Genomic DNA, 25243 nt, shown 5'->3' on the forward strand with positions numbered 1-25243 from the left:
AACATTAAGTTTTGAAAACCCGGAAGCAACACTAACGGACGAAGAAATCAATCAAGCGATGAGCAAAGTTGAGAAGGCGTTGGCAGAAACAGTCAATGCAAGTATTCGTTAATATTAAATCGACAAAAAAATTGGAACAAGGTCATTGAATGACCTTGTTCCAATTTTTTTATTTGTTGAAGTAATTGATGCCCATTGCTGCTTTTACTTCCGAAAGTGTAGCTGCGGCAACTTTTGCGGCTTCTTCACTACCATGACGTAAGATATCCATCACCGCTTGTGGGTCCTTCGCCAACTCTTCACGACGTGCGCGGATCGGCGCGAACTCAGCCTCCAACACATCAATCAAGTAACGTTTGATTTTCACATCACCTAGACCGCCACGACGATAATGAGCCTTCATTTCTTCGATCGCTTCTTTATCTGTACCAAAAACATCTAAGTAAGTAAAGACCATATTGCCTTCGACTTGTCCTGGATCTTGGACATGGATGTGATTTGGGTCGGTATACATACTCATGACTTTTTTCTGCAAGACATCAGCAGGATCAGAAATGTAGATGCCGTTACCTAATGATTTACTCATTTTTCCGTTACCATCGATGCCTGGTAAACGTCCCATTCCTTTAGGAGGGAAGACGCCTTTAGGCTCAACGAGTACTTCACCATACGTATGATTGAAGCTTTGGACGATTTCTTGTGTTTGTTCTAACATTGGTTTTTGATCTTCACCAACTGGGACTAGGTTTGCTTTAAACGCAGTGATGTCAGCAGCTTGTGAGACAGGGTAGATGAAGAAACCTGTTGGGACACTTTCACCAAATTTCTTTTGCTCGATCTCTGTTTTTACAGTTGGGTTACGACGGACGCGACCCACACTCACTAAGTTTAAGTAATACATTGTCAACTCTGCTAATTCAGGGATCTGCGATTGGATGAACAATGTTGATTTGGCAGGATCTAACCCGACCGCTAAGTAATCTAAAGCAACTTCTAATACATTGGAAGATACTTTTTCCGGATTTTTGGCATTATCAGTCAATGCTTGCATATCCGCGATCATCACAAATAACTGATTCGCTTCATCTGCTTGCATTTCTACACGTTTTTTTAATGACCCGACATAATGGCCTAAGTGTAGTTTGCCAGTAGGACGGTCTCCTGTTAAAATAATATTTTTCAAAAAAGAACACCTCTTTGTAATTTGTCAGACTAATACTTAATATCTTACCGTTTTTTTACCGAATAGACAACAGTCCAGACAGAAATCATCGAAAAAAGTAGCTGAAAAATCGTTATTTATACCAATTATAAAAGAAAAGGGATGGGTAATTTTCTTGGAAACTTTACAAGTTGCCAAAGTTTCAGATATAATGTGTTCTATTATATTACTTTAAAAGAAATCTTACTAAATAATAATGGGAGTGTAATGATATGACAATGATTAAATTTGACAGTGTGGAAAAGTATTACGGCAAATTCCATGCTTTGAAAAACATCAATCTTGAATTTGAAAAAGGAGAAGTCGTCGTTGTCATTGGTCCATCAGGATCAGGGAAAAGTACGATGCTACGCTGTATCAACGGCTTAGAAACAATTACTTCAGGAAAACTTTTGATCAATGATGTCGATATTCGTGACAAGAAAACGAAACTGACGGAGATCAGAAAAAATGTTGGGATGGTATTTCAACATTTCAATCTTTACCCAAATAAAACGGTTCTGGAAAATATCACACTAGCACCGATCAAAGTGTTAAAACAAGATGAAGCGACTGCTGTGAAAAATGCAGAGAAATTTTTAAAAACGGTCAACATGTTAGACAAAAAAGATTCGTATCCATCAATGTTATCTGGAGGACAACAACAGCGTGTGGCGATTGCTCGCGGCTTAGCGATGAATCCTGAAATGCTGTTATTTGACGAGCCAACATCTGCGTTAGACCCAGAAATGATCGGTGATGTTTTGGACGTAATGAAAAAACTGGCAAGAGATGGGATGTCAATGATCGTCGTGACCCATGAGATGGGCTTTGCCAAAGAAGTGGCTGATCGTGTCATCTTTATGGCTGACGGTCAAGTATTAGAAGATAGTCGCGATGTACGCAATTTCTTTGATGATCCAAAAGAAGAACGTGCAAAACAATTTATCAGTAAAGTAATCAACCATTGATAGGAGGCATAATATGCGAAAGACAACATTCACTCGTTTATTCTTTCTTTTTGGACTAGTATTTCTAGTGTTAAGTGGCTGTAAAGGCAGTAGCTTAGCAGAAAAAGATATCTTGACTCGCAGTAAAGAAACGAATGAGATCGTTTGGGGCGTCAAGTATGATACTCGTTTGTTCGGCATGATGGATATCGAAAGCCGAACAGTCCAAGGATTTGATATCGATATCGCCAAAGCAATCACGAAAAAAATCTTAGGTGATGACGGAAAAGCATCCTTTGTCGAAGTTACTTCAAAAACCAGAATCCCATTATTGAAAAATGGAAATATCGACGCCATCATCGCAACGATGACGATTACTGAAGAACGTAAAAAGCAAGTTGATTTCTCATCCGTCTATTTTGATGCTGGGCAATCATTATTAGTGAAAAAAGGAAGCCCGATCAAAAGCGTAGAGGACTTAAATGCGGAAACGACCATTCTAGCAGTAAAAGGATCAACTTCAGCCGTAAACATCAGAAAACATGCGCCGGATGCTCAAATCTTGGAATTAGAGAACTATGCAGAAGCATTTACTGCTTTACAATCTGGTCAAGGCGATGCCATGACGACGGATAATGCAATTTTACTTGGGATGGCAGCAGAAAATCCTGACTATGAATTAGCAGGTGGAACTTTTACAGAAGAACCTTATGGGATCGCCATCAATAAAGGACAAGAAGACTTTTTGAATGCCGTCAATCAAGCATTAGAAGAAATGGTTGAAGACGGTACGTATGATAAGATTTATGAAAAATGGTTCCCAGATACGACTCAGGGAAAAATTGATTAAGGAGGGAATACAATGAGTGATTTGATACAAACTTATGGGCCAGCCTTCCTTGATGGATTCAAAGTAACGATCCTATCAAGTGTCTTGGCGCTTTTATTCAGTTTGATCATCGGAACGTTGATGGCGATTTTTCAATTGTCACACAATCGTTGGATAAGAGGCTTTGCGAAAGCCTATGTTGAGTTTTTTAGAAATATCCCATTACTGATCATCGTGATGTTCTTCTATGTTGTATTACCGCTTTACTGGATCAGTTTTGACGGATTTCAGGCAGGGACGATTGGTCTTACGATCTATACTTCAGCATTTATTGCAGAAACGGTTCGTTCAGGAATCCAAACCGTGCCAAAAGGACAGATGGAAGCAGGGCTTTCTTCAGGATTTACGTACTCAGAAACCATGCGTTACATCGTGTTGCCGCAAGCATTTAAAATCGTGATCCCGCCATTAGGCAATCAATTCATCAATTTAGTCAAAAATTCATCGATTTTAGCTATCGTTGCTGGGTTGGATCTAATGTACCAAGGCGATTTGATCGCTAGTGAAACGTTCAACACTTTTGACACGTATATCATTGTCGGGTTGTTTTATTTGATCATTACCTTACCATTGTCTTACTTGATGGTTTATCTTGAGAAAAAATGGGCAGTTCGTTCATAGAAAGGAGAATCTCAATGGATTTTAGTGGTGCATTTTCATGGATGAATATTCGCTTTTTGTTAGAAGGCTTAAAAGTAACGATCGAAGTTTCGTTATTCTCAATTATCTTCAGTTTTCTGATCGGTGGATTGACAGGTGTTCTTCGTTTCGCGAATATTCCGTATTTATCAAAAATACTAGGTCTGATCATCGATATCATTCGTAATCTGCCTTTATTGCTTATTATCTTTTTCACCTATTTTGCTTTACCGCAAATTGGTATCCAAATGAATATTTTTTGGTCCGCGGTTGCGGCATTGACTATTTTTGAATCTGCAATGTTATCAGAGATTTTCCGTGCCGGTCTGAATGCTGTGCCTAAAGGGCAGATGGAAGCCGGTCTCTCTACAGGACTTACTTATGTAGAGACGATGCGGACCATCATCTTACCTCAAGCATTCAAGTCGATGATCCCTGCCATTGTGAGTCAATTGATCTCATTGATCAAGGATACATCGTTAGCAGTGATCATTTCTTTACCAGAGTTGACGCACCAAGCACGTATCGTCTATGGTCAAAATACCAATTACGTCTTACCGATGTTCGTCATGATGACTTTCATGTATTTTGTCGTATGTTACGCACTTTCTCTACTATCCTCATATTTGGAAAGAAGAAAGTACAGTTATTGATAGGAAAGCATAAAAATCGAATAGTGAACGGTTCGTAATAGGGAATCCACGAAATTTGGTCTTCAAATTTTTCGTGGATTCCTTCTTGAGTTAGTAAACAAATTTTTCCAAGGCAAACGTTCGAACGAATTGTCGGAAAAGACGTGGAAAGAAGGTGATAGTACTTGATAAATCACCTCAAAAAGTCCACAATATAGAAGGTAGAATTTTTTGAAAAAGGATGATTCGATTGACAGATAAACGTCCGATCGGTTTTATTGATTCAGGAGTTGGTGGTCTAACGGTCGTCAAAGAAGCACTGAAGCAATTACCGAATGAAAACATATTATACGTTGGCGACACAGCACGTTGTCCATATGGTCCAAGACCAGCAGAGCAAGTGATCGCCTATACATGGGAAATGACGAATTATTTAGTTGAAAAAGGCATCAAGATGCTCGTGATTGCCTGTAACACGGCAACAGCCGTGGCCTTAGAAGAAATCAAAGCAACTCTATCGATCCCGGTGATCGGTGTCATTTTGCCAGGGACGAGAGCCGCAGTAAAACAAACAAAAAATCAGCGAGTCGGTGTGATCGGCACGCTCGGTACAGTCAAAAGCGCAGCCTATGAAACAGCCTTGTTGGACAAAGCACCTGACCTAAAAGTCACGAGCTTAGCCTGTCCAAAATTTGTTTCTGTTGTCGAAAGCAAAGAATATCGTTCATCAGTTGCCAAAAAAATCGTCGCTCAAACATTGGCTCCGTTAGAGTTAAGAGGAATCGATACATTGATTTTAGGCTGTACACATTATCCGTTACTTCGCCCCATCATCCAAAATGTTATGGGGGATAAAGTCACCCTGATCGACTCTGGTGCTGAAACGATCGGTGAGGTGTCCATGTTGCTTGATTATTTTGAAATCAGTAATTCACCAAAAAATGGTCGCACGTTATGCCGTTTTTATACAACAGGCTCAGCTAAAATGTTCCATGAGATTGCCCAAGATTGGTTGGGATTAAAAGAACTGATCGTTGAATCGATCGACTTAGGAGGGAAAGTGCAATGATGCGTCACGACGGAAGGAATGTCCAAGACTTACGAGAAATCACCATTGAAACGAACGTGCTGAAACATCCGGAAGGTTCGGTGTTGATCAGCTTTGGCGAAACAAAAGTGATATGTGCAGCAACCATCGAAGATTCCGTACCACCTTTTTTAAAAGGAAGTGGCAAAGGCTGGGTAACAGCAGAATACAGCATGTTACCTCGAGCAACGAACACGAGAAATCGTCGTGAAAGCAGTAAAGGAAAACTAAGTGGCCGTACGATGGAGATCCAACGTCTGATCGGCCGTTCCTTGCGGGCAGTCGTCGATTTAGAAAAATTGGGTGAACGGAGTATCATCGTCGATTGTGACGTGATCCAAGCAGATGGGGGAACCCGAACAGCTAGTATCACAGGTGCATTTGTAGCTTTAAGATTAGCAATCGAGAAGTTATTGCAAGCAAAAGTGTTGCCAAATGATCCAATCAAAGAACATTTAGCTGCAATCAGCGTCGGTATTTTAGCAGACGGGACATGTGTCACTGATTTAGATTATCACGAAGATGTTGCGGCAGCAGTCGATATGAACTTAGTGATGACTGAATCAGGTAGATTTGTAGAAATCCAAGGAACTGGGGAAGAAGCAACCTTTGATGGCGAACAGTTGAATGAAATGCTTGTGTACGGAAAAACAGCCATCGAATCCTTGATATTGGAACAAAAAAATGTTTTATTGAGTGAATTTGCCGAGGCAACAGAGGCACAACAAGAGAAAACGATCGTCATTGCCACTCGAAATGCAGGTAAGGCAGAAGAATTCCGCACGTTATTTGCAAAAGAAGGGTATACAGTCAAAACATTATTTGACTATCCTGAGATACCAGATGTCGAAGAGACAGGCACGACATTTGAAGAAAATGCGCGTTTGAAAGCAGAAACGATTGCACGAGTATTGAATCAGCCAGTGCTGGCGGATGACTCTGGCTTAAAAGTCGATGCCTTAGGCGGCAGACCAGGAGTTTATTCTGCGCGTTTTGCCGGGGAACATAAAAGTGATGCCGGCAATAATGCGAAATTACTTTTTGAGCTAACAGATGTACCTGATGAAGAACGCACCGCACAATTCCACTGTACATTAGTTTTTGCGGCGCCAGACAAAGAAAGTCTAGTAGTAGAAGCAGACTGGCCTGGTCGAATCGGGCGAATCCCTAAAGGTGAAAATGGCTTTGGTTACGATCCATTATTCATTCCAGACGGCTACGACCAGACAGCCGCAGAGATCTCAAGTGAAGAAAAAAATGAGCATAGTCACCGAGGGTTAGCAATGGCAAAACTAAGTCAAGAATGGCAAGCATGGTTGGAAGGAGTGGAGTAGATGCGTTATTTAGTAGTTAGTGACAATCACGGGGATCGAGCAATCGTGCAAGAACTGCTTACCCGTTATCAAAATGAAGTCGATTATTTCTTTCATTGCGGGGATTCAGAACTTGACGCAAAAGATGAAGTTTGGGAAACTTATATCGGTGTTCAAGGAAATTGTGATTTTGGTACCGATTTTGAAACGAAACGAGTAGTCGATACAGGGCTCGACCGCGTATATATGACACACGGACATTTATCAAATGTCCGCTTTGGTTTGACACAGTTAGCGCTTGAAGCAAAAGAACAACAAGCAACGATCGCTCTTTTTGGTCATACGCATCAATTAGGTTGTGAATTTGAACAAGGGATCTTGTTCTTGAATCCGGGAAGTATTTCTCAACCGCGAGGCATGATCCAAATTCCTGCGTATGCACTGATCGATAGTACGAAAGACAAAATTGCAGTACAATATTATAATCGATCACACCAAAAGATCGATAACATGGCGTTTGAGTATAAACGTTGAGAAACAAACTCTAATTTTTGCTAAAAATAGAAATGTTTGTCTGGATTTTGCATCCGTTTTCGGTAAAATAGAGATGTTGAAAGAAATTGAAATGGAGGCCAATGTGTAATGATTGGACCAATCGTAAGAGAATTATTACTGCAAAATCAAGAGACCTTTTTGGTTCCAGCAGAAAACGTGGCAAATGTTATGTATCAACATCCGTTATCACATGGATTATTAGTTTTATCGAAAGTGGGATATACCAAAATCCCTGTTTTAGGAAAAGATGATCGCTTTGTCGGCTTAGTCAGCCTATCGAACGTCGTCAACAAAATGATGGATCTGCAAACAATCAGTATGGAGCCATTAGAAGGTTTGACGGTAGCTGACGTGATGGAAACAGATGTACCAACGATCGATGAGCATTGGGATCTAGAAGAAGTACTTCATCTATTGGTTGATGCGTCATTCCTACCAGTTGTCACTGAGGATAAAGTTTTCAAAGGAATCATCACACGAAAAGAATTATTGAAAGCAGTCAATTATATGGTACACGAATTAGAACGTCAAAATATCGTGTCACCTAAAATAGATGAATTGAGAGAAAGAATCGATATTGTTAGTTAAAGAGTAGTCGATTTTACTAACTAAATAAAAACTAAGCAACCTCCAAAAGCTAGATCTTTATGATCATTTTGGAGGTTGCTTGGTTTTTAAAGATGGATGGAGCTGATCAAATAATACAGTGGTACTATTTTTTTTAATATATCTTTATTTCAAAAATGATATAAAAACTATTTCAACACGATCGGTGTATTCGGAATGCTGTAACCAGCGGCTGTCAGTTCTTTGACGTAAGAACTTAAAAATTCTTCTTTTAGCTCAAATTGCTTACCGTTCAAGACGTAACAAATCGTGCGAATTGCAAAGTTACTGTTTCCGATATCGACAAGGCCAAAGATCGTTGGCTCTGTTTGTAATTCCTCTTCGTATTTCACAGCTAATGTTTCATTGACTTTTTGGATGATCTCATAGATCTTATCATAACCTTCTTCTGGAACGATACGGATATCAAGAACAACTTGCATATTCGAACGAGAAAGGTTACTGATCGTTGTGATGCTACGGTTTGGGATAAAGTGGACTGTGCCATCGACACCTTTTAATTGCAAGGTACGGATACCAACTGATACAACTGTTCCTTCAATGGTCAAATTCGTTAACTTGACGTAATCGCCAACGTCCACTTGTTGTTCCATGATGATAAAGAAGCCAGTGATCACATCACTCATAAACCCTTGTGCACCTAAACCAATCGCGACACCTGCAATCCCTGCACCGGCTAACAATGAACCAATCGGCACACCGATGACGGAAAGAATCGCGTAAATAAAGAAGAAACCAATCGTATAATTGAAGATGGTATTTAAAAGACTTTGTAATGTCTTTAAACGGCTGCCGTTAAGGACGGCTTTTTTTGAATACTGTTTAAAAGACTTATCGATCAAGTATTTACCGATGCGATTGATAAGACCAAATAGGAGAACCAAAAAAATCAGATATAATCCTTTTTGGATCATCGTAGAAAAGATGCCATCCCAATCAATATCATTCCAAAACCGTTGGAAAGCATTGACTTGATTAACTGCTTGATCTGTCAAGGTTTCTCCGGTTGAGCTGGTTGTTTCTGCTGTAGCAATGAATGAAAACATAAAATCCCCTTTTCTAAATCTTCTTTGTTGTATTGTAACAAGAACAGCGCAAAAATCAAAATAAATCATTACATAAGTCCATAGGAACACTTGCAATAACAACGGAGTAAAATAAACGATGACAAATGAGAGAGATAGTGCTAAAATATTTCAAAACTGACGATTGGTGGTATGAACATGCAAATAGATTGGGATAACTTAGGATTTTCTTACATCAAAACACCTTGGCGCTTTGTTGCCAAATGGAAGGATGGAGAATGGGAAAAGGGCGAACTGACTGAGGATAATCATTTATCTCTTCATGAAGGCTCACCTGCGCTTCATTATGGTCAACAGTGTTTTGAAGGATTAAAAGCTTACCGCAGAAAAGATGGGAAAGTCAATTTATTCCGTCCAGAGCAAAATAGTCGTCGCTTGAATCAAAGTGCGAGACGTTTATTGATGCCAATGGTTCCAGAAAATATGTTTATTGATGCTGTGAAAGAAGTCGTAAAAGCAAATGAAGCGTTTGTTCCTCCGTATGGATCAGGAGCAACCTTGTATCTACGTCCATTTTTGATCGGTGTAGGAGAAAACATCGGTGTTCATCCAGCACCTGAGTATCTGTTTGTCGTTTTCTGTACGCCAGTTGGTGCCTATTTCAAAGGTGGATTAAAACCAACGAACTTTATTGTATCTGAGTATGATCGAGCAGCACCTAACGGAACCGGCGCTGCGAAAGTCGGAGGAAACTACGCAGCGAGTCTATTGCCTGGAACAGAAGCGAAGGAATTGAACTATTCGGATTGTGTCTACCTTGATCCAGCCACTCACACAAAAATCGAAGAAGTGGGGGCAGCGAATTTCTTTGGTATTACGAAAGATAACCAGTTCATCACACCACAATCGCCTTCGATCTTACCAAGTATCACGAAGTATTCTTTGTTACAGATCGCTGAAGAACGTTTAGGCTTAAAAGCAGTGGAAGGGGACATCTATGTCGATCAACTCGATCAGTTTTCTGAAGCTGGCGCATGTGGCACGGCAGCAGTGATTTCGCCGATCGGTGGGATCTATTATAAGAACAACTTACATGTCTTTTATAGCGAGACAGAAGTAGGGCCTGTAACTAAACGCTTGTATGACGAATTGACATGTATCCAGTTCGGTGATATCGAAGCGCCAGAAGGTTGGATCGAAGTGGTTGAATAACAACTTGATTTAAGCAATAAAAAAAATCAGCTCTCATCATAGAGGGCTGATTTTTTGTTCGTTGATTAAGACAAGTGAACACCTTTATCGACATAAATGATGTCACCGATGATCCCACTTGATAGTGGGCTGATCAAGAACGCACACGTATTGCCGACTTCTTCGATCGTTACTCCTTGTTGATCAGGTGTACGTGACTCAGAAAGTTCGATCAATTTTTGGTAGTCTTTCACACCAGTTACTGCTAACGTTTTGATCGCACCAGCTGAAATTCCATTGACACGGATTCCTTTAGGTGAAAATTCTGAAGCTAAGTAGCGAATAGCTGCTTCTAGTGATGCTTTTGCGATCCCCATCATGTTGTAGTTAGGGATTGCTCGTTGTGAGCCAAGATAAGACATACTTACGATCCCACTGTTAGGTGCTAAGTATTTTTGTGCATATTTTGATACAGCGATCAAAGAATAGCTACTGATATCTTGCGCTAATTGATAGCCGTCTCGAGAGATATCAGACACATTACCTGAAAGCTCTTCTTTGTTGGCATAGGCGATCGCGTGGACTAAGCCATGGATCTCGCCCGCATATTCACCGATCGCATCCATTGCTTTTTCGATGCTCTCGTCGCTTGCTACATCGCATTCTACTGTGAAAGCATCTTCACCGACTAATTTGACTAATGATTTCTTCATGCGTTCATTTTGGTACGTATAGATGATCTCCGCACCTTGTTGCATCATTGCTTCTGCACAACCCCAAGCAATACTACGTTTATTCGCAACGCCCATGATCACGATTTTTTTTCCTTCTAAAAAAGACATATAGACACTCCTTTGATTCAATAAAAGTTTTGTGTGACGAAAATATAAGTGCAAAAAAATAACTTCTTGATTTCTTATTATTAAGTAAAATGCTTTGATTGTCAAACTATTTTTTTGATGAATAAAAAATGATTGCCAAATAATCAAGAATATGATACTTTGATAATCAAAGTATTGATTACGGCAATTGCCTGAAAGAAGGAGTAAACTATGTCATACGCACTATCAGCAACGGAAGTAATGGATCTTATTCCAAACCGTTATCCAATTTGTTATATCGATTACGTTGATTCGATCGATTCTGGAAAGAAGATCATTGCAACGAAAAATGTAACGATCAATGAAGATTTTTTCCAAGGTCATTTTCCTGACAACCCTGTCATGCCGGGGGCTTTGATCTTAGAAACCCTTGCACAAGCAGGCTCTATCTTGATCTTGAAATCAGAAGAGTTCTTAGGCAAACGTGCGTATATCGGGGGGATCAACAAAGCAAAATTCCGCCAAAAAGTCGTTCCTGGTGATGTGATGAAATGTCATTTTGAGATCATCAAAATGAAAGGTCCAGTAGGGACTGCTATTTCTGAAGCCTTTGTCGATGATAAAAAAGTATGTGAATGCGAATTTACATTTATCGTCAACGAACAAGCCTAAGGACAGTATTGCGCTTTAAGGAGGCAGAGATCGCTTCCTCAAGAAAAAAATAAATGAAGATAGGAAAGTGGACCATCATTTTCCTTAAAAAAAGAATCATCTTGCGGATAGGTTTCTATTCGCGGATGATTCTTTTTTGCGCTTTTCTAAAGGTTGCTACAAAAGATTAAGTTTTTTTAAACTTAAATGATAAAAAATCATTTTTTCGTAAAAAAATAAAAATAGTCTTATCTCGAAAATTCAGGAAAATCAAAAAAAGAGACGCCCAAAAAGTAATCTACTTTTCAGGTATCTCTTTTTTAATTCAGCGGTCAACGTACAATCGACTGCTATTTTGCTTCTTGTAAGATATTGATTTTTTCAATCTTCACATCTTCTGTTGGTTTGTCTGAGCTATCTGTTTCGACAGCTGCAATCGCATCAACGACATCCATGCCTTCAACTACTTGCCCAAAGACAGTGTATTCACCATCTAAGCTAGGGTAGCCACCGTCTTTATAAGCGTCGATGATTGCTTGTGGGTAATCATCTTTTAATAGGCCATCATGCATATCATCTGAATTTTGGACGATGAAGAACTGACTCCCGTTGCTGTTTGGATCTTGCGTACGAGCCATTGAGAGAGCCCCGCGAATGTTATAAAGTTGGTTTGAGATCTCTGTTTCAAAGCCTTCTCCCCAAATACTTTCTCCGCCAGTACCGTTTCCTTCAGGATCGCCACCTTGGATCATAAAGTCTTGGATCACACGATGGAAAGTAACACCTTCATAGTAACCATCTTTGGCGTGAGTCATAAAGTTCTCTACTGCTTTTGGTGCAAGCTCTGGGAACAATTTGATTTTGATCGTTCCTTTACTTGTGACCATTTCAACTAGATCTTCGTTATCAGCAACTTCTGTATTCAATTGAGGTAATTCTAATGAATTTAGATCAATACTTTCTACAGTGCTCGTCTCTGTTGTTTTTTCTGTTGTTTCGTTCGTACTTGAAGATGCGTTATCTGAACCATTCGAAGTACAACCTGCTACAAATAATAGCGTTGCAGCCATACTCATGCTTAAAAATAATTTTTTGTGTTTCATAAGTAATTCCTTTCTGATTTTGTTCGTTGTTATCTTTAATGATAGCAAATTATAAGATAAATACCTACACTTTTTCTTATAATAAACGAAATTATTTAATAAACATTAAAAGGTGTAGACCATTTGAAAGCGGTTTGTTATAATGTAAGTGGATACAAAAACGCACATCCAGGAGGGTAACATTACATGGGAAAATTAGGGATTTCAATTTATCCAGAACGTTCAACATTTGAAAAGGACAAAGAATATTTAGATTTAGCACATAAATATGGATTCAAACGTGTGTTCACAAGTTTATTACAAATTGCCGATGACAAAGAAAAAGTTCTGGCAGAATTTAAAAAAGTAGTTGATTATGCCAATGAATTAGAGATGGAAGTCATGGTCGATATCAACCCGGCGTTATTTGAACAGTTAGAAATCTCGTATGATGATCTATCTTTCTTTGAGGAGATGGGTGCTGATGGCATTCGTCTTGATATTGGTTTCACTGGAGCAGAAGAAGCAAAAATGACTCGTAATCCTTATAACATCAAAATCGAGATCAATATGAGTTCTGGCACGAATTATGTAGACAATATTATGAGCTATTCTCCAAACACTGATAATTTGTTAGGTTCGCATAACTTCTATCCTCATCGCTATTCTGGATTAGGGTACGATCATTTTGTCGCTTGCTCGGAAAAATTCCGTAAATATAATTTAAATACAATGGCTTTCGTCAATTCGCAAACGGCGGATTTTGGTCCATGGCCGACACAAGACGGGCTTTGCTCATTAGAAGATCATCGCGATCTAGAAATCGCAACACAAGTCAAACACTTGATGTTAACTGGTTTGATCGATGATATTTCGGTAGGGAATGCCTACGCAAGTGAAGAAGAGTTGCGCGCGATGTCAGAAGCCTTCTTTGCAAGCTATCCAACATTGAAAGTAGATGTCGCAGATGATATCACGGAAGACGAGCGCATTTGTTTATTTGATAATCTTCATAGTTATCGTGGCGACCGCTCAGAGTATATCTTGCGTTCAACAATGACACGTATCTACTACAAAGACAAACCTTTCCCAGCGCATAACACGAAAGATATGACGCGTGGGGATGTATTGATCGATAACGTTGGTTACGGGCAATACAAAGGCGAAACGCAAATCGCTTTAAAAGAAATGAAGAATGATGGACGAGTGAATGTAGTGGGGCGTATCTCAGATGATGAGTTGTTCTTACTTGATTTCTTAAAACCATGGTCAAACTTCAAGTTGATCGAAAGCAAATAAATACGTTTAGAACGATTAAAATAGTCAGTCGAAAGAGACCTGTAAAGCCGTAATCGCTTAACAGGTCTCTTCTTTTCAATCACAATTATTATTTATTCTACATTGCATCACACGGACTCTTTGTTTATACTAATTCCAGATAGTACGTTAATGTAAAAGCAAGGAAGGTATAAAATGAAACTTTGGATCAAGATTTTAATCGGTGCAGCATTACTGGTAACAGTCGTATTAGTCTTTGCGGGAAATTATTTTTATAATTATGCTGTTGTTCCTTCAGAAAAAGATTTTTTGGAAGGCGATACGCCAGGAACAACCAAAACAAATGAAGAATCAGCGGCGCAATCGTGGTTTGCAAACCCTGAAAATCGTAAAGAGTGGCACCAGACATCTGCAGATGGTTTGGAGCTATCCGCAATTTATTTGCCCGCTTCAGACAGCCACAAAACAGCAATCGTCGCTCACGGGTATATGGGGGATGCGGAAACAATGGCAAACTATGCGAAGATGTTCCATGATCTTGGCTACAATGTATTAGTACCCGATGCGCGTGGACATGGGAAAAGCGAAGGAGATTATATTGGTTTCGGCTGGCACGAACGTAAAGATTACGTGAAGTGGATCGATCAAGTGATCGAAACAAATGGGCAATCGGAGGAAATCGTCCTTTATGGTATCAGTATGGGGGCTGCAACTGTCATGATGACTAGTGGGGAAACGCTGCCTGCAAATGTTAAGGCGATCATCGAAGACTGCGGATATTCATCAGTCAATGAAGAGTTAAGCTATCAGCTGAATGAACTGTTTGGTTTACCGCCATTTCCATTGATCCAAGTTACTAGCCTGATGACAAAAATCAGAGCAGGCTATTTCTTTGGGGAAGCTGATTCAATCAAGCAACTAGAAAAAAATAAATTACCAATGCTGTTTATCCATGGCGATGCAGATACATTCGTTCCATACGAAATGTTAGACAAAGTTTATCAAGCGACAAATGGACCGAAAGAAAAATATGTCGTTCCAGGAGCAGAACATGCCAAAGCATATTCGGTTGATCCTGAGAAGTATCAACAAACTGTAAGTAGTTTTTTAGAAAAATACGTAAAATAGCGGTTGTGACCAAAGTGTTTCTTAAAGAACTTTTTTGAAACGTTTGGTCACAACGTTTTATTTTGTCTTGATTCATTCTTGCATTAAAATATAGAAAGAGTCAGGAATTTCCGTGAAACTTTCAGTTTAATGATGGACAAACGGTCCATTCACCGATAAAATAGACAGGACTTGTGTTTATTGTGGAGATTCAGGTAGTCATATAGTAAGAATAGATAAATGAAATAGGAGGACGAAAATATGTCCATGTTTTTAGATCAAGTAACGATCGACGTGAAGGCTGGTAAAGGCGGCGACGGGATGGTTGCCTTTCGTAGAGAAAAATATGTACCTGACGGTGGTCCTGCAGGTGGCGATGGTGGTCAAGGCGGCGATGTGATCTTAGTCGTTGACGAAGGATTACGTACGTTGATGGACTTCCGTTTCAACCGTCACTTTAAGGCTCAACCAGGAGAAAATGGTATGAGTAAAGGGATGCACGGACGTGGGTCAGATGATACGTATGTCAAAGTGCCTCAAGGAACAACAGTCCGTGATGCAGAAACAGGTGCGTTATTAGGTGATCTGATTGAAGATGGCCAAACGTTAGTAGTTGCCAAAGGTGGACGTGGCGGACGTGGAAATATCCGCTTTGCTTCTCCAAGAAACCCTGCACCAGAGATTGCAGAAAATGGAGAACCGGGACAAGAGCGTAAAATCGAATTAGAATTAAAAGTTTTAGCAGACGTAGGTCTAGTTGGCTTTCCTTCAGTAGGAAAATCAACCTTACTTTCAGTGATTTCTTCTGCCAGACCAAAAATCGGTGCGTATCATTTTACGACATTAGTGCCCAATTTAGGGATGGTCACAACAAGTGACGGACGGAGTTTTGCTGCGGCGGATCTTCCTGGTTTGATCGAAGGTGCTTCTCAAGGTGTCGGCTTAGGTACACAATTTTTACGCCATATCGAGCGTACCCGCGTGATTTTGCATGTCATTGATATGAGTGGCATGGAAGGCCGCGACCCTTATGAAGATTACTTGGCGATCAACCACGAGTTGTCTTCGCATAACTTGCGCTTGTTGGAACGCCCACAAATCATCGTTGCCAATAAAATGGACATGCCAGATGCAGAAGAAAACTTAGTGAAGTTCAAAGAGCAATTAAATAAAAACAAAGAAGATGAATTTGCGGATGACATACCAGTATTTCCAATCTCTGGCGTGACACGTAAAGGATTAGATGCGTTGCTGAATGCGACAGCTGATCTATTAGAAGTAACACCAGAATTCCCATTATATGAGGAAGAGATCGAGGAAGAAACCGTTCATTATGGCTTCAACCCAGAAGGTCCTGAATTTACGATCGATCGTGAGCCGGATGCAACATGGGTATTGTCAGGTGAGAAAATCGAGAAGTTATTCCAAATGACCAACTTCGACCATGATGAAACAGTTATGCGTTTTGCGCGTCAATTACGTGGTATGGGTGTTGATGAAGCATTACGTGCCCGAGGAGCGAAAGACGGCGATTTAGTACGCATTGGCGAATTTGAGTTTGAATTTGTAGAGTAAGCTCTTTTTAGACAATAACGATTGCAACGAATGACAGCATAAGAAAATATTCCACTCTAGGAAGTAAGGCAAGATCAGAGAAAGAAATACACCATATTTTGCGGATTTTGTCTTACTCACATAAGAGTTGGTTTTTGCTTACTGTTTATTCGATTTTAGGAGATGACGGATGTCATACTCCTTTTTTTTGTATACTGCGTTATTTTTTGAAGGGTTTCCCTTTTATTTTTGGTTATTCCAAGGTACACTAAAAGAAAATGAGAAAGAGGCGATCTCTATGAGCAAACGAGTGATCATATTAAATTTTGAGTTGGAAAGTCAAGCTTATCAAGCATTTTCTGAAATCAAAAAGCTTCACATGACAAGAGCAATCAAAGGCGAACAAATGGCGGTCATCAGCCATGTTTCAAATGGGGCACATCAATTTAAAATCGAAGACTTTTTAGATTTTACTGGAAACAATAAATCTTCTAAAGGCGGCCTTATCGGAATGTTAGTAGGTGTTTTAGGCGGACCATTAGGGATTTTGTTAGGCTGGTTTGCCGGTGGGATGATTGGTGCGAGCCAAGACGCAAAAGAAATCAAAGATGCACAAACTGTGTTTGATTTTGTCGGCAATAAGATCGGTGAAGGTGCAACAGGTCTGATATTGATTGCGGAAGAAGAGGATAACCGACCATTGAATCAACTTGTGATGATGGAATTAGGTGGAGAAATCACTCGTTTGGATTATGAAGAAGTAGAGCAAGATGTTCATGATGCAACAGAAGTTGAAAAACATGCAAAAGAAACAGCCCAGAAAAATTGGGATGAAAAACATCAAAAGCCAACCGCTGGCTCAGAGGATTCTACACCTTCTGAATAAGAAGAAAGCATCGAGAGTAGTATTTATTCAATCTTTTGGTTCAGGGAAAATCTTTCTATGAACAAATATCCTACGACTTTCGGTTGATTGTCAGTTGATTTTCCCCTAAAATTAATAAGAATGAATAGAAAGTCAGGTAAATTATGGAACTAGAATTTTTAGGTACAGGTGCAGGCGTTCCTGCAAAACATCGCAATGTCTCAAGTATCGCATTGAAACTATTAGACGAGCGAAATGAGATTTGGTTGTTTGATTGCGGTGAAGGCACACAGATGCAGATCTTGCGAACGAACATCCGCCCAAGAAAAATAGAAAAAATCTTTATCACTCACCTTCATGGCGATCATATTTTTGGTTTGCCAGGGTTGATCAGTAGTCGTTCTTTTCAAGGTGGTGAAACACCTTTAGAAATCTATGGCCCTAAAGGAACAGAAGCATTTGTGCGTAATGCATTGACGATTTCTCAAACGAAACTAGGCTATCCACTCGTCTTTATCGAAATAAATGAAGACCAGGCAATCTTTGAAGATGCCCATTTTTCTGTTTATACCAAAAAATTGAATCATGGCATCGATAGTTATGGGTATCGGGTCGTTGAGCATGATCATAAAGGCGAATTGCAAGTTGAAAAACTCAAAGAATTGAACATTCCCGCTGGTCCCATTTATGGTAAGCTGAAAAAAGGTGAGACCGTTCAATTAGAAAATGGACAGGTCATCAACGGCCGTGATTTTGTCGGACCCGATAAAAAAGGACGGATCGTGACGATTTTAGGTGATACTCGTAAAACGACGAATTCCGTTTTGTTAGCGAAAGATGCTGATGTGTTGGTCCACGAAAGTACCTTCAATAAAAATGAAGCAAGAATGGCGCATAATTATTTCCATTCAACGACTCATCAAGCCGCAGAAGTGGCAAAAGAAGCGAATGTAAAAAGGTTACTATTGACTCATATCAGTGCAAGATATTTAGGAAAAGCAACAGTAGAACTTGAACAAGAAGCACAAGAAATCTTTCCAAATACAAAAGTCATGAAGGATTTTGAGATTGTGGATGTTCCATTTCAGGAGGAGAAACAGGATGAAATTAGAAAATAAAGTCGTTTTAGTCACTGGTGGCTCCGGTGGTTTAGGTGCGCAAATCTGTTATGAAGCAGCCAAACAAGGGGCAATCGTTGTCACTTGTGCCAGACGGATCCAACAAATCGGTGAAGTGAAGGCAGTTTGTCAAGAATTGAGCGGAAAACCAGCTTATGCGTTCCAATTAGATGTCAGCAACCCTGACAGCGTCGACGAACTATATGCGAAAGTGATGGCTGAGGTCGGACGTGTCGATATTTTAGTCAATAATGCTGGATTCGGTATTTTTGAAGACTTTTTATCGTTTGATTTAGGCAAAGCCTATGATATGTTCGAGGTGAATGTCTTAGGTATGATGGTCTTGACGCAAAAATTTGCGATCGATATGGCAGAAAGACGTGAAGGCCATATCATCAATGTGGCGTCTATGGCTGGAAAGATGGCGACAGCCAAATCAACGATCTATTCAGCGACTAAATTTGCTGTTTTAGGTTTCTCTAACGCGCTACGCTTAGAGTTGAAACCATTAGGAGTAGCTGTTACGACTGTCAATCCTGGACCGATCGAAACAGAATTTTTCGATAAAGCTGATCCAAGTGGCAGTTACTTGGAAAAAGTCGGTCACCTCGTTTTAGATTCAGGGAAATTAGCTCAAACGATCGTGCGAGCGATGAAGCATCCTAAACGTGAGATCAACCAACCATTATTACTTGAGATCGCATCAAAATTTTATACTCTTTTCCCAACCATTGGAGATTACTTTGCAGGTGGAATTTTTAATAAAAAGTAGGTGAAGTAAATGAAAAAGCAAGGTAGTGTGATCGTTGGTTTTTTATTAGTATTGGTCATTGTTGTGTTTGCTGTATTGAATAATCAAAATGTTCCTGTAAGCTTTGGTTTTGCTTCTTTTAACGCCCCATTGATCTTAGTGATCATCGGTTCGGCGTTGATCGGTGCATTGATCATCTTTTTAACAGCATTTACAACCCTATGGCAACAAAAGAAACAATTGAAACAATTAAGAAAAGAACTAGCAGAGAACCAAACGGACATCCAAAAGAAAATCGAAGAGGCAACAGAAGAACAAAAAAGAGAATTTCGCAATGAACGTGCGGAGCTTGAAGCTGCCTATCAAGCAGAATTACAAGCAAAGCAAGCACAGATCGAACAAATGAAAACTCCATCTGAGTCCCCTTCTCAAACACCAAGACAAAGTGTCAATTACTTTGATTGATCATGAGCGATTGCCAAAGTAGGCAAGCGAACCACTTTCGTAGAAATGTTTAGCTCCGAGAAATAAGCCGTGAGACCCGAAATTTGATCGTCAAATTTTGGGTCTCACGGCTTATTTTTGAAGGAATTGCTGTTGGAATACCGTTTCTTCGTTTTTAAGGTTAAAAACGGAAATGATTTTTATTTCTATTCCATTCGCGCGTCTACTGAAATTCTTTTTTTTAGAGGTGACGTTTGCTATAATGACTAAGTTAGGGGTGAGCATGTGAGACGAGCAAATTTTGATTGGAAGGTCAATGAAACAACACCTTCTGAATCCTTTATCCAAATAATCAAAGAACAACGATTATCTTCGATGATCGGACAATTGTTGTGGCAAAGAGGATACCGAGAACAAGAAAGTATCCATAAGTTTTTACATCCAAAAGAACAAAAACTGCACGATCCATATTTGATGTTTGACATGGACAAAGCAATCAGCCGTATCCAAGAAGCGGTGATCAATGGCGAACAAATTTTAGTCTATGGGGATTATGATGCAGATGGAATCACTAGTGCGACTGTGATGAAAGAAACGTTGGAGTTGCTTGGTGCCCAAGTAGAAGTCTTTTTGCCCAATCGTTTTGAACATGGGTATGGACCTAATCCAACGGTGTACCAAGAGAAAATAGCTGCTGGAACGCAACTGATCGTCACTGTTGATAATGGAGTAGCGGGGCATGAAGCTATCGCCTATGCCCAACAACAAGGAGTAGATGTGATCGTGACAGATCACCATGAGTTGCCAAATGAGTTGCCGGCAGCTTATGCGATCATCCATCCTCGTCATCCGCAAGGCAATTATCCCTTTGGCGAATTAGCCGGTGTCGGCGTAGCATTCAAGGTAGCGACTGCTTTGTTGGAAGAACCACCCGCAGAGTTTCTTGATCTAGTAGCGATTGGGACGATTGCTGACTTGGTTTCGATGACGGATGAAAATCGAACGCTCGTAGCGTTAGGCTTACAGGCAATACGTCAAACGGAGCGTGTCGGCTTACAAGCATTGTTTGCGCAAAGTAGTGTGCGTGCGAATGAAGCAGATGAAACAATGATCGGTTTTTCTATTGCCCCACGTTTAAATGCCATCGGCCGCATGGGTGATCCTAATCCAGCAGTCGATTTATTAGCGACATTTGATGAAAGCCAAGCGCAAACATTAGCGGAACAGCTACAAACAGTCAATGAAGAGCGTAAAGCAATCGTGGAGCAGATCACCACTGAAGCATTAGCGATGATCAATGAAGAGAATCAGATCCATTTATTGGCACATCCAGGTTGGCATGAAGGTGTTTTGGGGATCGTGGCAGGAAAGATCATGAATCAAACAGGCAAACCAACGATCGTTCTAGGAATCAAAGATCAAACTGTCGCAAAAGGATCAGGTCGCAGTATCGAAGCATTGAACCTTTATGAGATGCTAAATGAGATGAGCGAACTGTTTACATTTTTTGGCGGCCATCACGCAGCAGTCGGCTTGACGATGCCCGCAGAAAATATCACGCAGTTACAAGAGCGGATGAATGCCTATGTGAAAGAGAAGGCAATCGATTTATCAAAAGGACCAGTATTGGCGATCGATGAAATCGTCTCGCCAAAAGACGTGACCGTTGAACAAATCGATACGTTGAAATTACTCGCACCTTTCGGAACCGATAATCCTGTCCCGAATTTCTTGTTTAAACAGGTCGCTGTCCAAAATGTGAAACGAATTGGCTCAAGTCAACAGCACTTGAAACTTTCTTTAGTCGATGAAGAGAGTCAGTTAGATGCAGTCGCATTTGGTTTTGGGGCACAAGAAAATGAGTTTTTAGATGATTCTCTCGATATCGTAGGGCAATTATCGATCAATGAGTGGAATGGTCGTAAAAAACCGCAGTTGATGGTTTCCGATTTTGCAGTAGAAGGGTTACAAGTGTTTGATTGGCGAGCAAAACGCTATCGAACATTGGCAAATGAAATCGAGCGTCCGCTCTATTTAGCATTTGATGAAGCATCGATCAAAGAATTAAACGCCTCTTTACAGGAACAAATCATTCTTTGGTCAGAGAAAGAGACAGTCCAAGCATGGATCGAGGAAAATGATCCGAGTGCGCTTGTCGTGATCGATTGTCCGGCTGAATTACATGTCTTAAAAGAGATCTTAGCTCTTGGTACGTTCAGTCGTGTGTACTTCTTAGGTATTTCAGTCGATGAAGCGTACTTGAATGGCGTAGGGACGAGGGAACAGTATGCTAGACTCTTTAAATTGATCCATGCACAAGAACGGATCGACATCAGGCATAAATTAGGTGCGATCTCAAACTATTTAAAAATCCCACAAAAATTATTAATTTTTATGATACAGGTGTTTTTTGAGTTGAAGTTTGTTACAATAAACAATGGTGTTTTAGAGAAAGTCGCAGATCCAGCGAATCATCCGTTGACAGATAGTCTTCACTATCAAAAGCGGTTGAAGAAAATCAAATCAGAGGAATTTTTACTATTAAGTGACATTCCCACAATAAAAAAATGGTTAACAACCTAGGAGGAAACGAAAAAGTGGATTTAAAAAATTATATTGCTAGTATTCCAGACTATCCGTCAAAAGGAATTATATTTAGAGACATCTCTCCGTTGATGGCTGATGGAGATGCTTATCGTGAAGCAACAAAGCAAATCGTTGATTATGCCAAAGAAAAACGGATCGATATGGTTGTCGGACCTGAAGCACGTGGATTTATCGTAGGCTGCCCAGTAGCATATGAGTTGGGTGTCGGTTTTGCGCCTGTACGTAAGAAAGGGAAGTTGCCTCGTGAAACGATCGAAGTGACTTACGGACTTGAATACGGGACAGATACATTGACATTACACAAAGATGCGATCCAACCAGGACAAAGAGTCTTGATTTGTGATGACCTGTTAGCGACAGGCGGAACGATCAAAGCGACGATCGAATTGATCGAAGAACTTGGTGGAGTTGTCGTAGGCTGTGCCTTTTTGATCGAGTTGATGGACTTGAATGGCCGTGACAAAATCGAAGGCTATGATATGATCACTTTAATGGAGTATTGATCAGAGAATCGAACAATTGAACAAACTTAACAAACATCCTTACTACGAACACACTGAAGGTTCGTGGTAAGGATGTTTGTTTCTTGTGTGGAGGGGGAGAGCTTCAATTGTTCAAAGTAAGAGAAAAAAACTGTAGCAAATTGGTCGAAAAAAAAAGCAAACGACCATCGATCGTTTGCTTGGAAGGGGTTATTCATAAAAGCTTAACTACTTACTTTTTACGTGTGCCTGGAGCTGTAATAGGTTTCATGGTAGAAGGAGTCTTCATGTGTCTGACGACGTTGTGATTGACGGTATTTTTTTTCATCCCACAACATGAACCACAATGTAAACAAAGGAACAAAAACCAAAAGTGCTGTACGCAGCCCGAAATTACCAATAATAATACCTAAAAACAAAACGATCAACACTAAACCAAAACGTCTCATTGATTTCATGACATTCACCTCTTTATAGAACGCGAACAAAAGTTCGTACTATTAGTATACGAACTTTTGTTCGGTTTGTAAAGAGGGAAGTTTAAAAAGAGCAAAATATTCCGTGAAAGAGGAAAAGAAGAGCTTGAGATCATGATCTCAAGCTCGCACATAAATGCTCATCGGTTGTATTGTTTTTTCTAATCAATAAATATGGCTTCGGTAAAGACCAACGACACGACCTAAGATCGATACCTCATCTAAGATGATCGGTTCTAACAGGTCATTTTCCGGTTGTAGACGGAAATGGTCTCTTTCTTTGTAGAAACGTTTGCAAGTTGCTTCGTCTTCAGCAGTCATCGCAATCACGATATCGCCATTTTGAGCAGTTTCTTGTTTGCGGACAATGACATTGTCACCATCTAAGATCCCTGCGTTGATCATACTTTCTCCGCGGATCGTCAACATGAACAAACTACCTTCTTCGGACGAAAGATTTGGTGGCACTGGAAAGAAGTCAGAAGCTTCTTCGACAGCTAATATCGGTTCTCCGGCAGTTACTACACCTAGTACTGGTATCGTTGAGGGACGGATACCGATTTTTGATAATCCTTGTTGCGTCAATTCGATCGCACGTGGTTTCGTAGGGTCTCTTTGAATAAAGCCTTTTTTCTCTAATCGGGCAAGATGACCATGGACTGTCGAGGTAGAAGAGAGCTGAACGGCTTCTCCAATCTCACGGACAGTTGGTGGATAGCCTTTTTGGGTCACTTGTTCGTGAATATATCGTAAGACTTCGATTTGTCTTGTTTCAGTTTGTCGGGCCACAAGGTACACCTTCTTTCACTTGATAAGTAAATAGTACCATAGAAAATGCTTGATTTCAAACAAATGTTCGCATTAAAACCTATTGATGTAGTTGTTTTTTTTTCATTTTTTATATAAGATGTAGGAGAAGCAAAAGCAAGGAGGGATATTGTTGTTATCACCTGATAAAATCGAACGTATCAATCAGTTAGCTAAAAAAAAGAAAGCAGAAGGATTGACACCTGCTGAAGTCAAAGAGCAAGCGAAGTTACGTGAAGAATATCTAGCATCTTTTCGTTCTGGTATGAGACATCATATCGAAGGAATGAAAGTCGTAGATCCTGAAGGAAATGATGTTACACCTGACAAATTGAAAGAAATCCAGAAGCAAAAAGGTATCCATAATAGAAATGACAACTTTTAGTAAAAAAAACTAAAAGTCGTTGCTTTTTCATGGGAATTGCTATAAAATAAGAATGAGAAATATAGGTAAAAAAAACCTAAATTACAGGAGGGGTTACATTGTTTGATAAAATTGATCAGCTTGGTGTGAATACGATCCGTACATTGAGTATCGACGCAGTACAAAAAGCAAATTCAGGACATCCGGGGTTACCAATGGGTGCCGCACCAATGGCTTATGCGCTGTGGACGAAACATTTGAAAGTAAATCCTAAAACATCTAAAAATTGGGTCGATCGCGACCGCTTTGTCTTGTCTGCGGGACACGGTTCAGCGATGCTCTACAGCTTGTTACACTTAGCAGGGTACCAAGTGACGATCGATGACTTGAAACAATTCCGTCAATGGGAATCAAAAACACCAGGACACCCTGAAGTCAACCATACAGACGGTGTGGAAGCGACAACTGGCCCACTCGGTCAAGGAATCGCAATGGCAGTTGGTATGGCGATGGCAGAAGCACATTTGGCAGCGACGTACAATAAGGACAACTTTGATGTCGTGGATCATTACACGTATGCGTTATGTGGCGATGGCGACTTGATGGAAGGCGTTTCTCAAGAAGCAAGTTCAATGGCTGGCCATATGAAACTTGGCAAATTGATCGTGTTGTACGATTCAAATGATATTTCTTTAGACGGACCAACTTCAAAAGCGTTCACTGAAAA

27 protein-coding genes are annotated in these 25243 nt (G+C 40.1%); 21 read left to right on the forward strand and 6 right to left on the reverse strand.

The annotated features are described in order from the left end of the window. Positions 1-169: 169 nt before the first annotated feature. Positions 170-1183 carry a tryptophan--tRNA ligase gene (gene trpS, locus JZO83_RS13875; RefSeq protein WP_207116098.1) on the reverse strand — a complete coding sequence of 338 codons (1014 nt, stop codon included), beginning with the start codon at positions 1181-1183 and terminating at the stop codon, positions 170-172. Between the two features lie 251 nt (positions 1184-1434). Here trpS and JZO83_RS13880 point away from each other — a divergent pair, with 251 nt between their 5' ends. From JZO83_RS13880 to cbpB, 8 genes are all read left to right on the forward strand, one after another. Further along, on the forward strand, positions 1435-2172 hold the full coding sequence (locus JZO83_RS13880) for an amino acid ABC transporter ATP-binding protein (RefSeq protein ID WP_206858790.1): 738 nt from the start codon (positions 1435-1437) through the stop codon (positions 2170-2172). A 13-nt stretch (positions 2173-2185) separates the two neighbouring features. After that, positions 2186-3001, forward strand: coding sequence for a transporter substrate-binding domain-containing protein (locus JZO83_RS13885; protein ID WP_206858791.1), 816 nt, complete (start codon positions 2186-2188; stop codon positions 2999-3001). Positions 3002-3013: 12 nt separating this feature from the next. After that, a complete protein-coding gene (locus JZO83_RS13890) occupies positions 3014-3661 on the forward strand; it encodes an amino acid ABC transporter permease (protein WP_206858793.1) in 648 nt (215 codons plus the stop codon). Between the two features lie 14 nt (positions 3662-3675). After that, positions 3676-4332, forward strand: coding sequence for an amino acid ABC transporter permease (locus JZO83_RS13895; RefSeq protein WP_207116099.1), 657 nt, complete (start codon positions 3676-3678; stop codon positions 4330-4332). A 220-nt stretch (positions 4333-4552) separates the two neighbouring features. Further along, positions 4553-5380 (forward strand): glutamate racemase, encoded by an 828-nt coding sequence (gene racE, locus JZO83_RS13900; protein ID WP_206858796.1) that lies wholly within the window; start codon positions 4553-4555, stop codon positions 5378-5380. Then, on the forward strand, positions 5380-6732 hold the full coding sequence (gene rph / locus JZO83_RS13905) for a ribonuclease PH (RefSeq protein WP_207116109.1): 1353 nt from the start codon (positions 5380-5382) through the stop codon (positions 6730-6732). The genes racE and rph overlap by 1 nt, the downstream gene beginning before the upstream one ends. After that, complete coding sequence (locus JZO83_RS13910) at positions 6733-7245, forward strand: metallophosphoesterase (RefSeq protein WP_207116100.1); 513 nt, start codon at positions 6733-6735, stop codon at positions 7243-7245. Between the two features lie 108 nt (positions 7246-7353). Continuing rightward, positions 7354-7854 (forward strand): cyclic-di-AMP-binding protein CbpB, encoded by a 501-nt coding sequence (gene cbpB / locus JZO83_RS13915; RefSeq protein WP_206858799.1) that lies wholly within the window; start codon positions 7354-7356, stop codon positions 7852-7854. A gap of 167 nt (positions 7855-8021) precedes the next feature. Here cbpB and JZO83_RS13920 read toward each other — a convergent pair whose 3' ends face one another. Further along, positions 8022-8939 carry a mechanosensitive ion channel family protein gene (locus tag JZO83_RS13920; RefSeq protein ID WP_207116101.1) on the reverse strand — a complete coding sequence of 306 codons (918 nt, stop codon included), beginning with the start codon at positions 8937-8939 and terminating at the stop codon, positions 8022-8024. 177 nt (positions 8940-9116) lie between these two features. Here JZO83_RS13920 and JZO83_RS13925 point away from each other — a divergent pair, with 177 nt between their 5' ends. Beyond that, positions 9117-10130: a branched-chain amino acid aminotransferase gene (locus JZO83_RS13925; protein WP_207116102.1), complete on the forward strand. Its 1014-nt coding sequence runs from the start codon at positions 9117-9119 to the stop codon at positions 10128-10130. 65 nt (positions 10131-10195) lie between these two features. Here JZO83_RS13925 and fabI read toward each other — a convergent pair whose 3' ends face one another. Further along, positions 10196-10951, reverse strand: coding sequence for an enoyl-ACP reductase FabI (gene fabI / locus JZO83_RS13930; RefSeq protein WP_206858802.1), 756 nt, complete (start codon positions 10949-10951; stop codon positions 10196-10198). Between the two features lie 210 nt (positions 10952-11161). On the opposite strand from fabI, the gene fabZ reads away from it, so the two are divergent. Next, entirely contained in the window at positions 11162-11602 is a 441-nt protein-coding gene (fabZ, locus tag JZO83_RS13935) for a 3-hydroxyacyl-ACP dehydratase FabZ (RefSeq protein WP_010735583.1), read from the forward strand. A 329-nt stretch (positions 11603-11931) separates the two neighbouring features. Here the strand turns inward: fabZ and JZO83_RS13940 are convergent, their stop codons facing one another. Then, positions 11932-12684 (reverse strand): peptidylprolyl isomerase, encoded by a 753-nt coding sequence (locus tag JZO83_RS13940; protein WP_207116103.1) that lies wholly within the window; start codon positions 12682-12684, stop codon positions 11932-11934. Positions 12685-12870: 186 nt separating this feature from the next. Between JZO83_RS13940 and JZO83_RS13945 the strand changes: the two genes are divergently transcribed. The 9 genes from JZO83_RS13945 to JZO83_RS13985 all read left to right on the forward strand — a co-directional run bounded on the left by JZO83_RS13945 (position 12871) and on the right by JZO83_RS13985 (position 22890). Next, positions 12871-13962, forward strand: coding sequence for a DUF871 domain-containing protein (locus JZO83_RS13945; RefSeq protein ID WP_206858804.1), 1092 nt, complete (start codon positions 12871-12873; stop codon positions 13960-13962). A gap of 174 nt (positions 13963-14136) precedes the next feature. Then, positions 14137-15069, forward strand: a complete 933-nt coding sequence (locus JZO83_RS13950; RefSeq protein ID WP_207116104.1) for an alpha/beta hydrolase — start codon at positions 14137-14139, stop codon at positions 15067-15069. A gap of 240 nt (positions 15070-15309) precedes the next feature. Continuing rightward, positions 15310-16623 (forward strand): GTPase ObgE, encoded by a 1314-nt coding sequence (gene obgE, locus JZO83_RS13955; RefSeq protein WP_034689254.1) that lies wholly within the window; start codon positions 15310-15312, stop codon positions 16621-16623. A 277-nt stretch (positions 16624-16900) separates the two neighbouring features. Further along, the gene (locus JZO83_RS13960; RefSeq protein ID WP_206858810.1) at positions 16901-17488 is read left to right on the forward strand and encodes a DUF1269 domain-containing protein; all 588 of its coding nucleotides are present in this window, start codon (positions 16901-16903) and stop codon (positions 17486-17488) included. A gap of 143 nt (positions 17489-17631) precedes the next feature. Then, positions 17632-18585 carry a ribonuclease Z gene (gene rnz / locus JZO83_RS13965; protein WP_207116105.1) on the forward strand — a complete coding sequence of 318 codons (954 nt, stop codon included), beginning with the start codon at positions 17632-17634 and terminating at the stop codon, positions 18583-18585. Next, positions 18569-19357 carry an SDR family oxidoreductase gene (locus JZO83_RS13970; RefSeq protein WP_207116106.1) on the forward strand — a complete coding sequence of 263 codons (789 nt, stop codon included), beginning with the start codon at positions 18569-18571 and terminating at the stop codon, positions 19355-19357. Before rnz ends, JZO83_RS13970 begins: the two co-directional genes overlap by 17 nt. A 9-nt stretch (positions 19358-19366) precedes the next feature. Further along, positions 19367-19801 carry a lipopolysaccharide assembly protein LapA domain-containing protein gene (locus JZO83_RS13975; RefSeq protein WP_207116107.1) on the forward strand — a complete coding sequence of 145 codons (435 nt, stop codon included), beginning with the start codon at positions 19367-19369 and terminating at the stop codon, positions 19799-19801. A 264-nt stretch (positions 19802-20065) separates the two neighbouring features. Further along, positions 20066-22363: a single-stranded-DNA-specific exonuclease RecJ gene (recJ, locus tag JZO83_RS13980; RefSeq protein ID WP_207116108.1), complete on the forward strand. Its 2298-nt coding sequence runs from the start codon at positions 20066-20068 to the stop codon at positions 22361-22363. Positions 22364-22377: 14 nt separating this feature from the next. Then, the gene (locus JZO83_RS13985) at positions 22378-22890 is read left to right on the forward strand and encodes an adenine phosphoribosyltransferase (protein WP_206859404.1); all 513 of its coding nucleotides are present in this window, start codon (positions 22378-22380) and stop codon (positions 22888-22890) included. A gap of 218 nt (positions 22891-23108) precedes the next feature. On the opposite strand, the gene JZO83_RS13990 is transcribed toward JZO83_RS13985, so the two are convergent. Next, positions 23109-23327 (reverse strand): hypothetical protein, encoded by a 219-nt coding sequence (locus JZO83_RS13990; RefSeq protein ID WP_206853040.1) that lies wholly within the window; start codon positions 23325-23327, stop codon positions 23109-23111. Between the two features lie 183 nt (positions 23328-23510). After that, complete coding sequence (lexA, locus tag JZO83_RS13995; protein ID WP_181055241.1) at positions 23511-24134, reverse strand: transcriptional repressor LexA; 624 nt, start codon at positions 24132-24134, stop codon at positions 23511-23513. A gap of 151 nt (positions 24135-24285) precedes the next feature. On the opposite strand from lexA, the gene JZO83_RS14000 reads away from it, so the two are divergent. Both JZO83_RS14000 and JZO83_RS14005 read left to right on the forward strand, forming a co-directional pair. Then, a complete protein-coding gene (locus tag JZO83_RS14000) occupies positions 24286-24537 on the forward strand; it encodes a DUF896 family protein (RefSeq protein ID WP_206853042.1) in 252 nt (83 codons plus the stop codon). Positions 24538-24635: 98 nt separating this feature from the next. Next, positions 24636-25243: 1-deoxy-D-xylulose-5-phosphate synthase N-terminal domain-containing protein (locus tag JZO83_RS14005; protein ID WP_277990907.1), on the forward strand; the 608-nt coding region annotated here is incomplete at its 3' end.

The organism is Enterococcus sp. DIV1298c (assembly GCF_017316315.1).
GTDB lineage: Bacteria > Bacillota > Bacilli > Lactobacillales > Enterococcaceae > Enterococcus_B > Enterococcus_B mangumiae.

Excerpts from the sequence above, each read along its gene's own strand:
- JZO83_RS13880 (WP_206858790.1), top strand. The coding sequence starts at position 1,435 with ATGACAATGATTAAATTTGACAGTGTGGAAAAGTATTACGGCAAATTC.
- JZO83_RS13885 (WP_206858791.1), top strand. The coding sequence starts at position 2,186 with ATGCGAAAGACAACATTCACTCGTTTATTCTTTCTTTTTGGACTAGTA.
- JZO83_RS13890 (WP_206858793.1), top strand. The coding sequence starts at position 3,014 with ATGAGTGATTTGATACAAACTTATGGGCCAGCCTTCCTTGATGGATTC.
- JZO83_RS13895 (WP_207116099.1), top strand. The coding sequence starts at position 3,676 with ATGGATTTTAGTGGTGCATTTTCATGGATGAATATTCGCTTTTTGTTA.
- racE (WP_206858796.1), top strand. The coding sequence starts at position 4,553 with ATGATTCGATTGACAGATAAACGTCCGATCGGTTTTATTGATTCAGGA.
- rph (WP_207116109.1), top strand. The coding sequence starts at position 5,380 with ATGCGTCACGACGGAAGGAATGTCCAAGACTTACGAGAAATCACCATT.
- JZO83_RS13910 (WP_207116100.1), top strand. The coding sequence starts at position 6,733 with ATGCGTTATTTAGTAGTTAGTGACAATCACGGGGATCGAGCAATCGTG.
- cbpB (WP_206858799.1), top strand. The coding sequence starts at position 7,354 with ATGATTGGACCAATCGTAAGAGAATTATTACTGCAAAATCAAGAGACC.
- JZO83_RS13920 (WP_207116101.1), bottom strand. The coding sequence starts at position 8,939 with ATGTTTTCATTCATTGCTACAGCAGAAACAACCAGCTCAACCGGAGAA.
- JZO83_RS13925 (WP_207116102.1), top strand. The coding sequence starts at position 9,117 with ATGCAAATAGATTGGGATAACTTAGGATTTTCTTACATCAAAACACCT.
- fabI (WP_206858802.1), bottom strand. The coding sequence starts at position 10,951 with ATGTCTTTTTTAGAAGGAAAAAAAATCGTGATCATGGGCGTTGCGAAT.
- fabZ (WP_010735583.1), top strand. The coding sequence starts at position 11,162 with ATGTCATACGCACTATCAGCAACGGAAGTAATGGATCTTATTCCAAAC.
- JZO83_RS13940 (WP_207116103.1), bottom strand. The coding sequence starts at position 12,684 with ATGAAACACAAAAAATTATTTTTAAGCATGAGTATGGCTGCAACGCTA.
- JZO83_RS13945 (WP_206858804.1), top strand. The coding sequence starts at position 12,871 with ATGGGAAAATTAGGGATTTCAATTTATCCAGAACGTTCAACATTTGAA.
- JZO83_RS13950 (WP_207116104.1), top strand. The coding sequence starts at position 14,137 with ATGAAACTTTGGATCAAGATTTTAATCGGTGCAGCATTACTGGTAACA.
- obgE (WP_034689254.1), top strand. The coding sequence starts at position 15,310 with ATGTCCATGTTTTTAGATCAAGTAACGATCGACGTGAAGGCTGGTAAA.
- JZO83_RS13960 (WP_206858810.1), top strand. The coding sequence starts at position 16,901 with ATGAGCAAACGAGTGATCATATTAAATTTTGAGTTGGAAAGTCAAGCT.
- rnz (WP_207116105.1), top strand. The coding sequence starts at position 17,632 with ATGGAACTAGAATTTTTAGGTACAGGTGCAGGCGTTCCTGCAAAACAT.
- JZO83_RS13970 (WP_207116106.1), top strand. The coding sequence starts at position 18,569 with ATGAAATTAGAAAATAAAGTCGTTTTAGTCACTGGTGGCTCCGGTGGT.
- JZO83_RS13975 (WP_207116107.1), top strand. The coding sequence starts at position 19,367 with ATGAAAAAGCAAGGTAGTGTGATCGTTGGTTTTTTATTAGTATTGGTC.
- JZO83_RS13990 (WP_206853040.1), bottom strand. The coding sequence starts at position 23,327 with ATGAAATCAATGAGACGTTTTGGTTTAGTGTTGATCGTTTTGTTTTTA.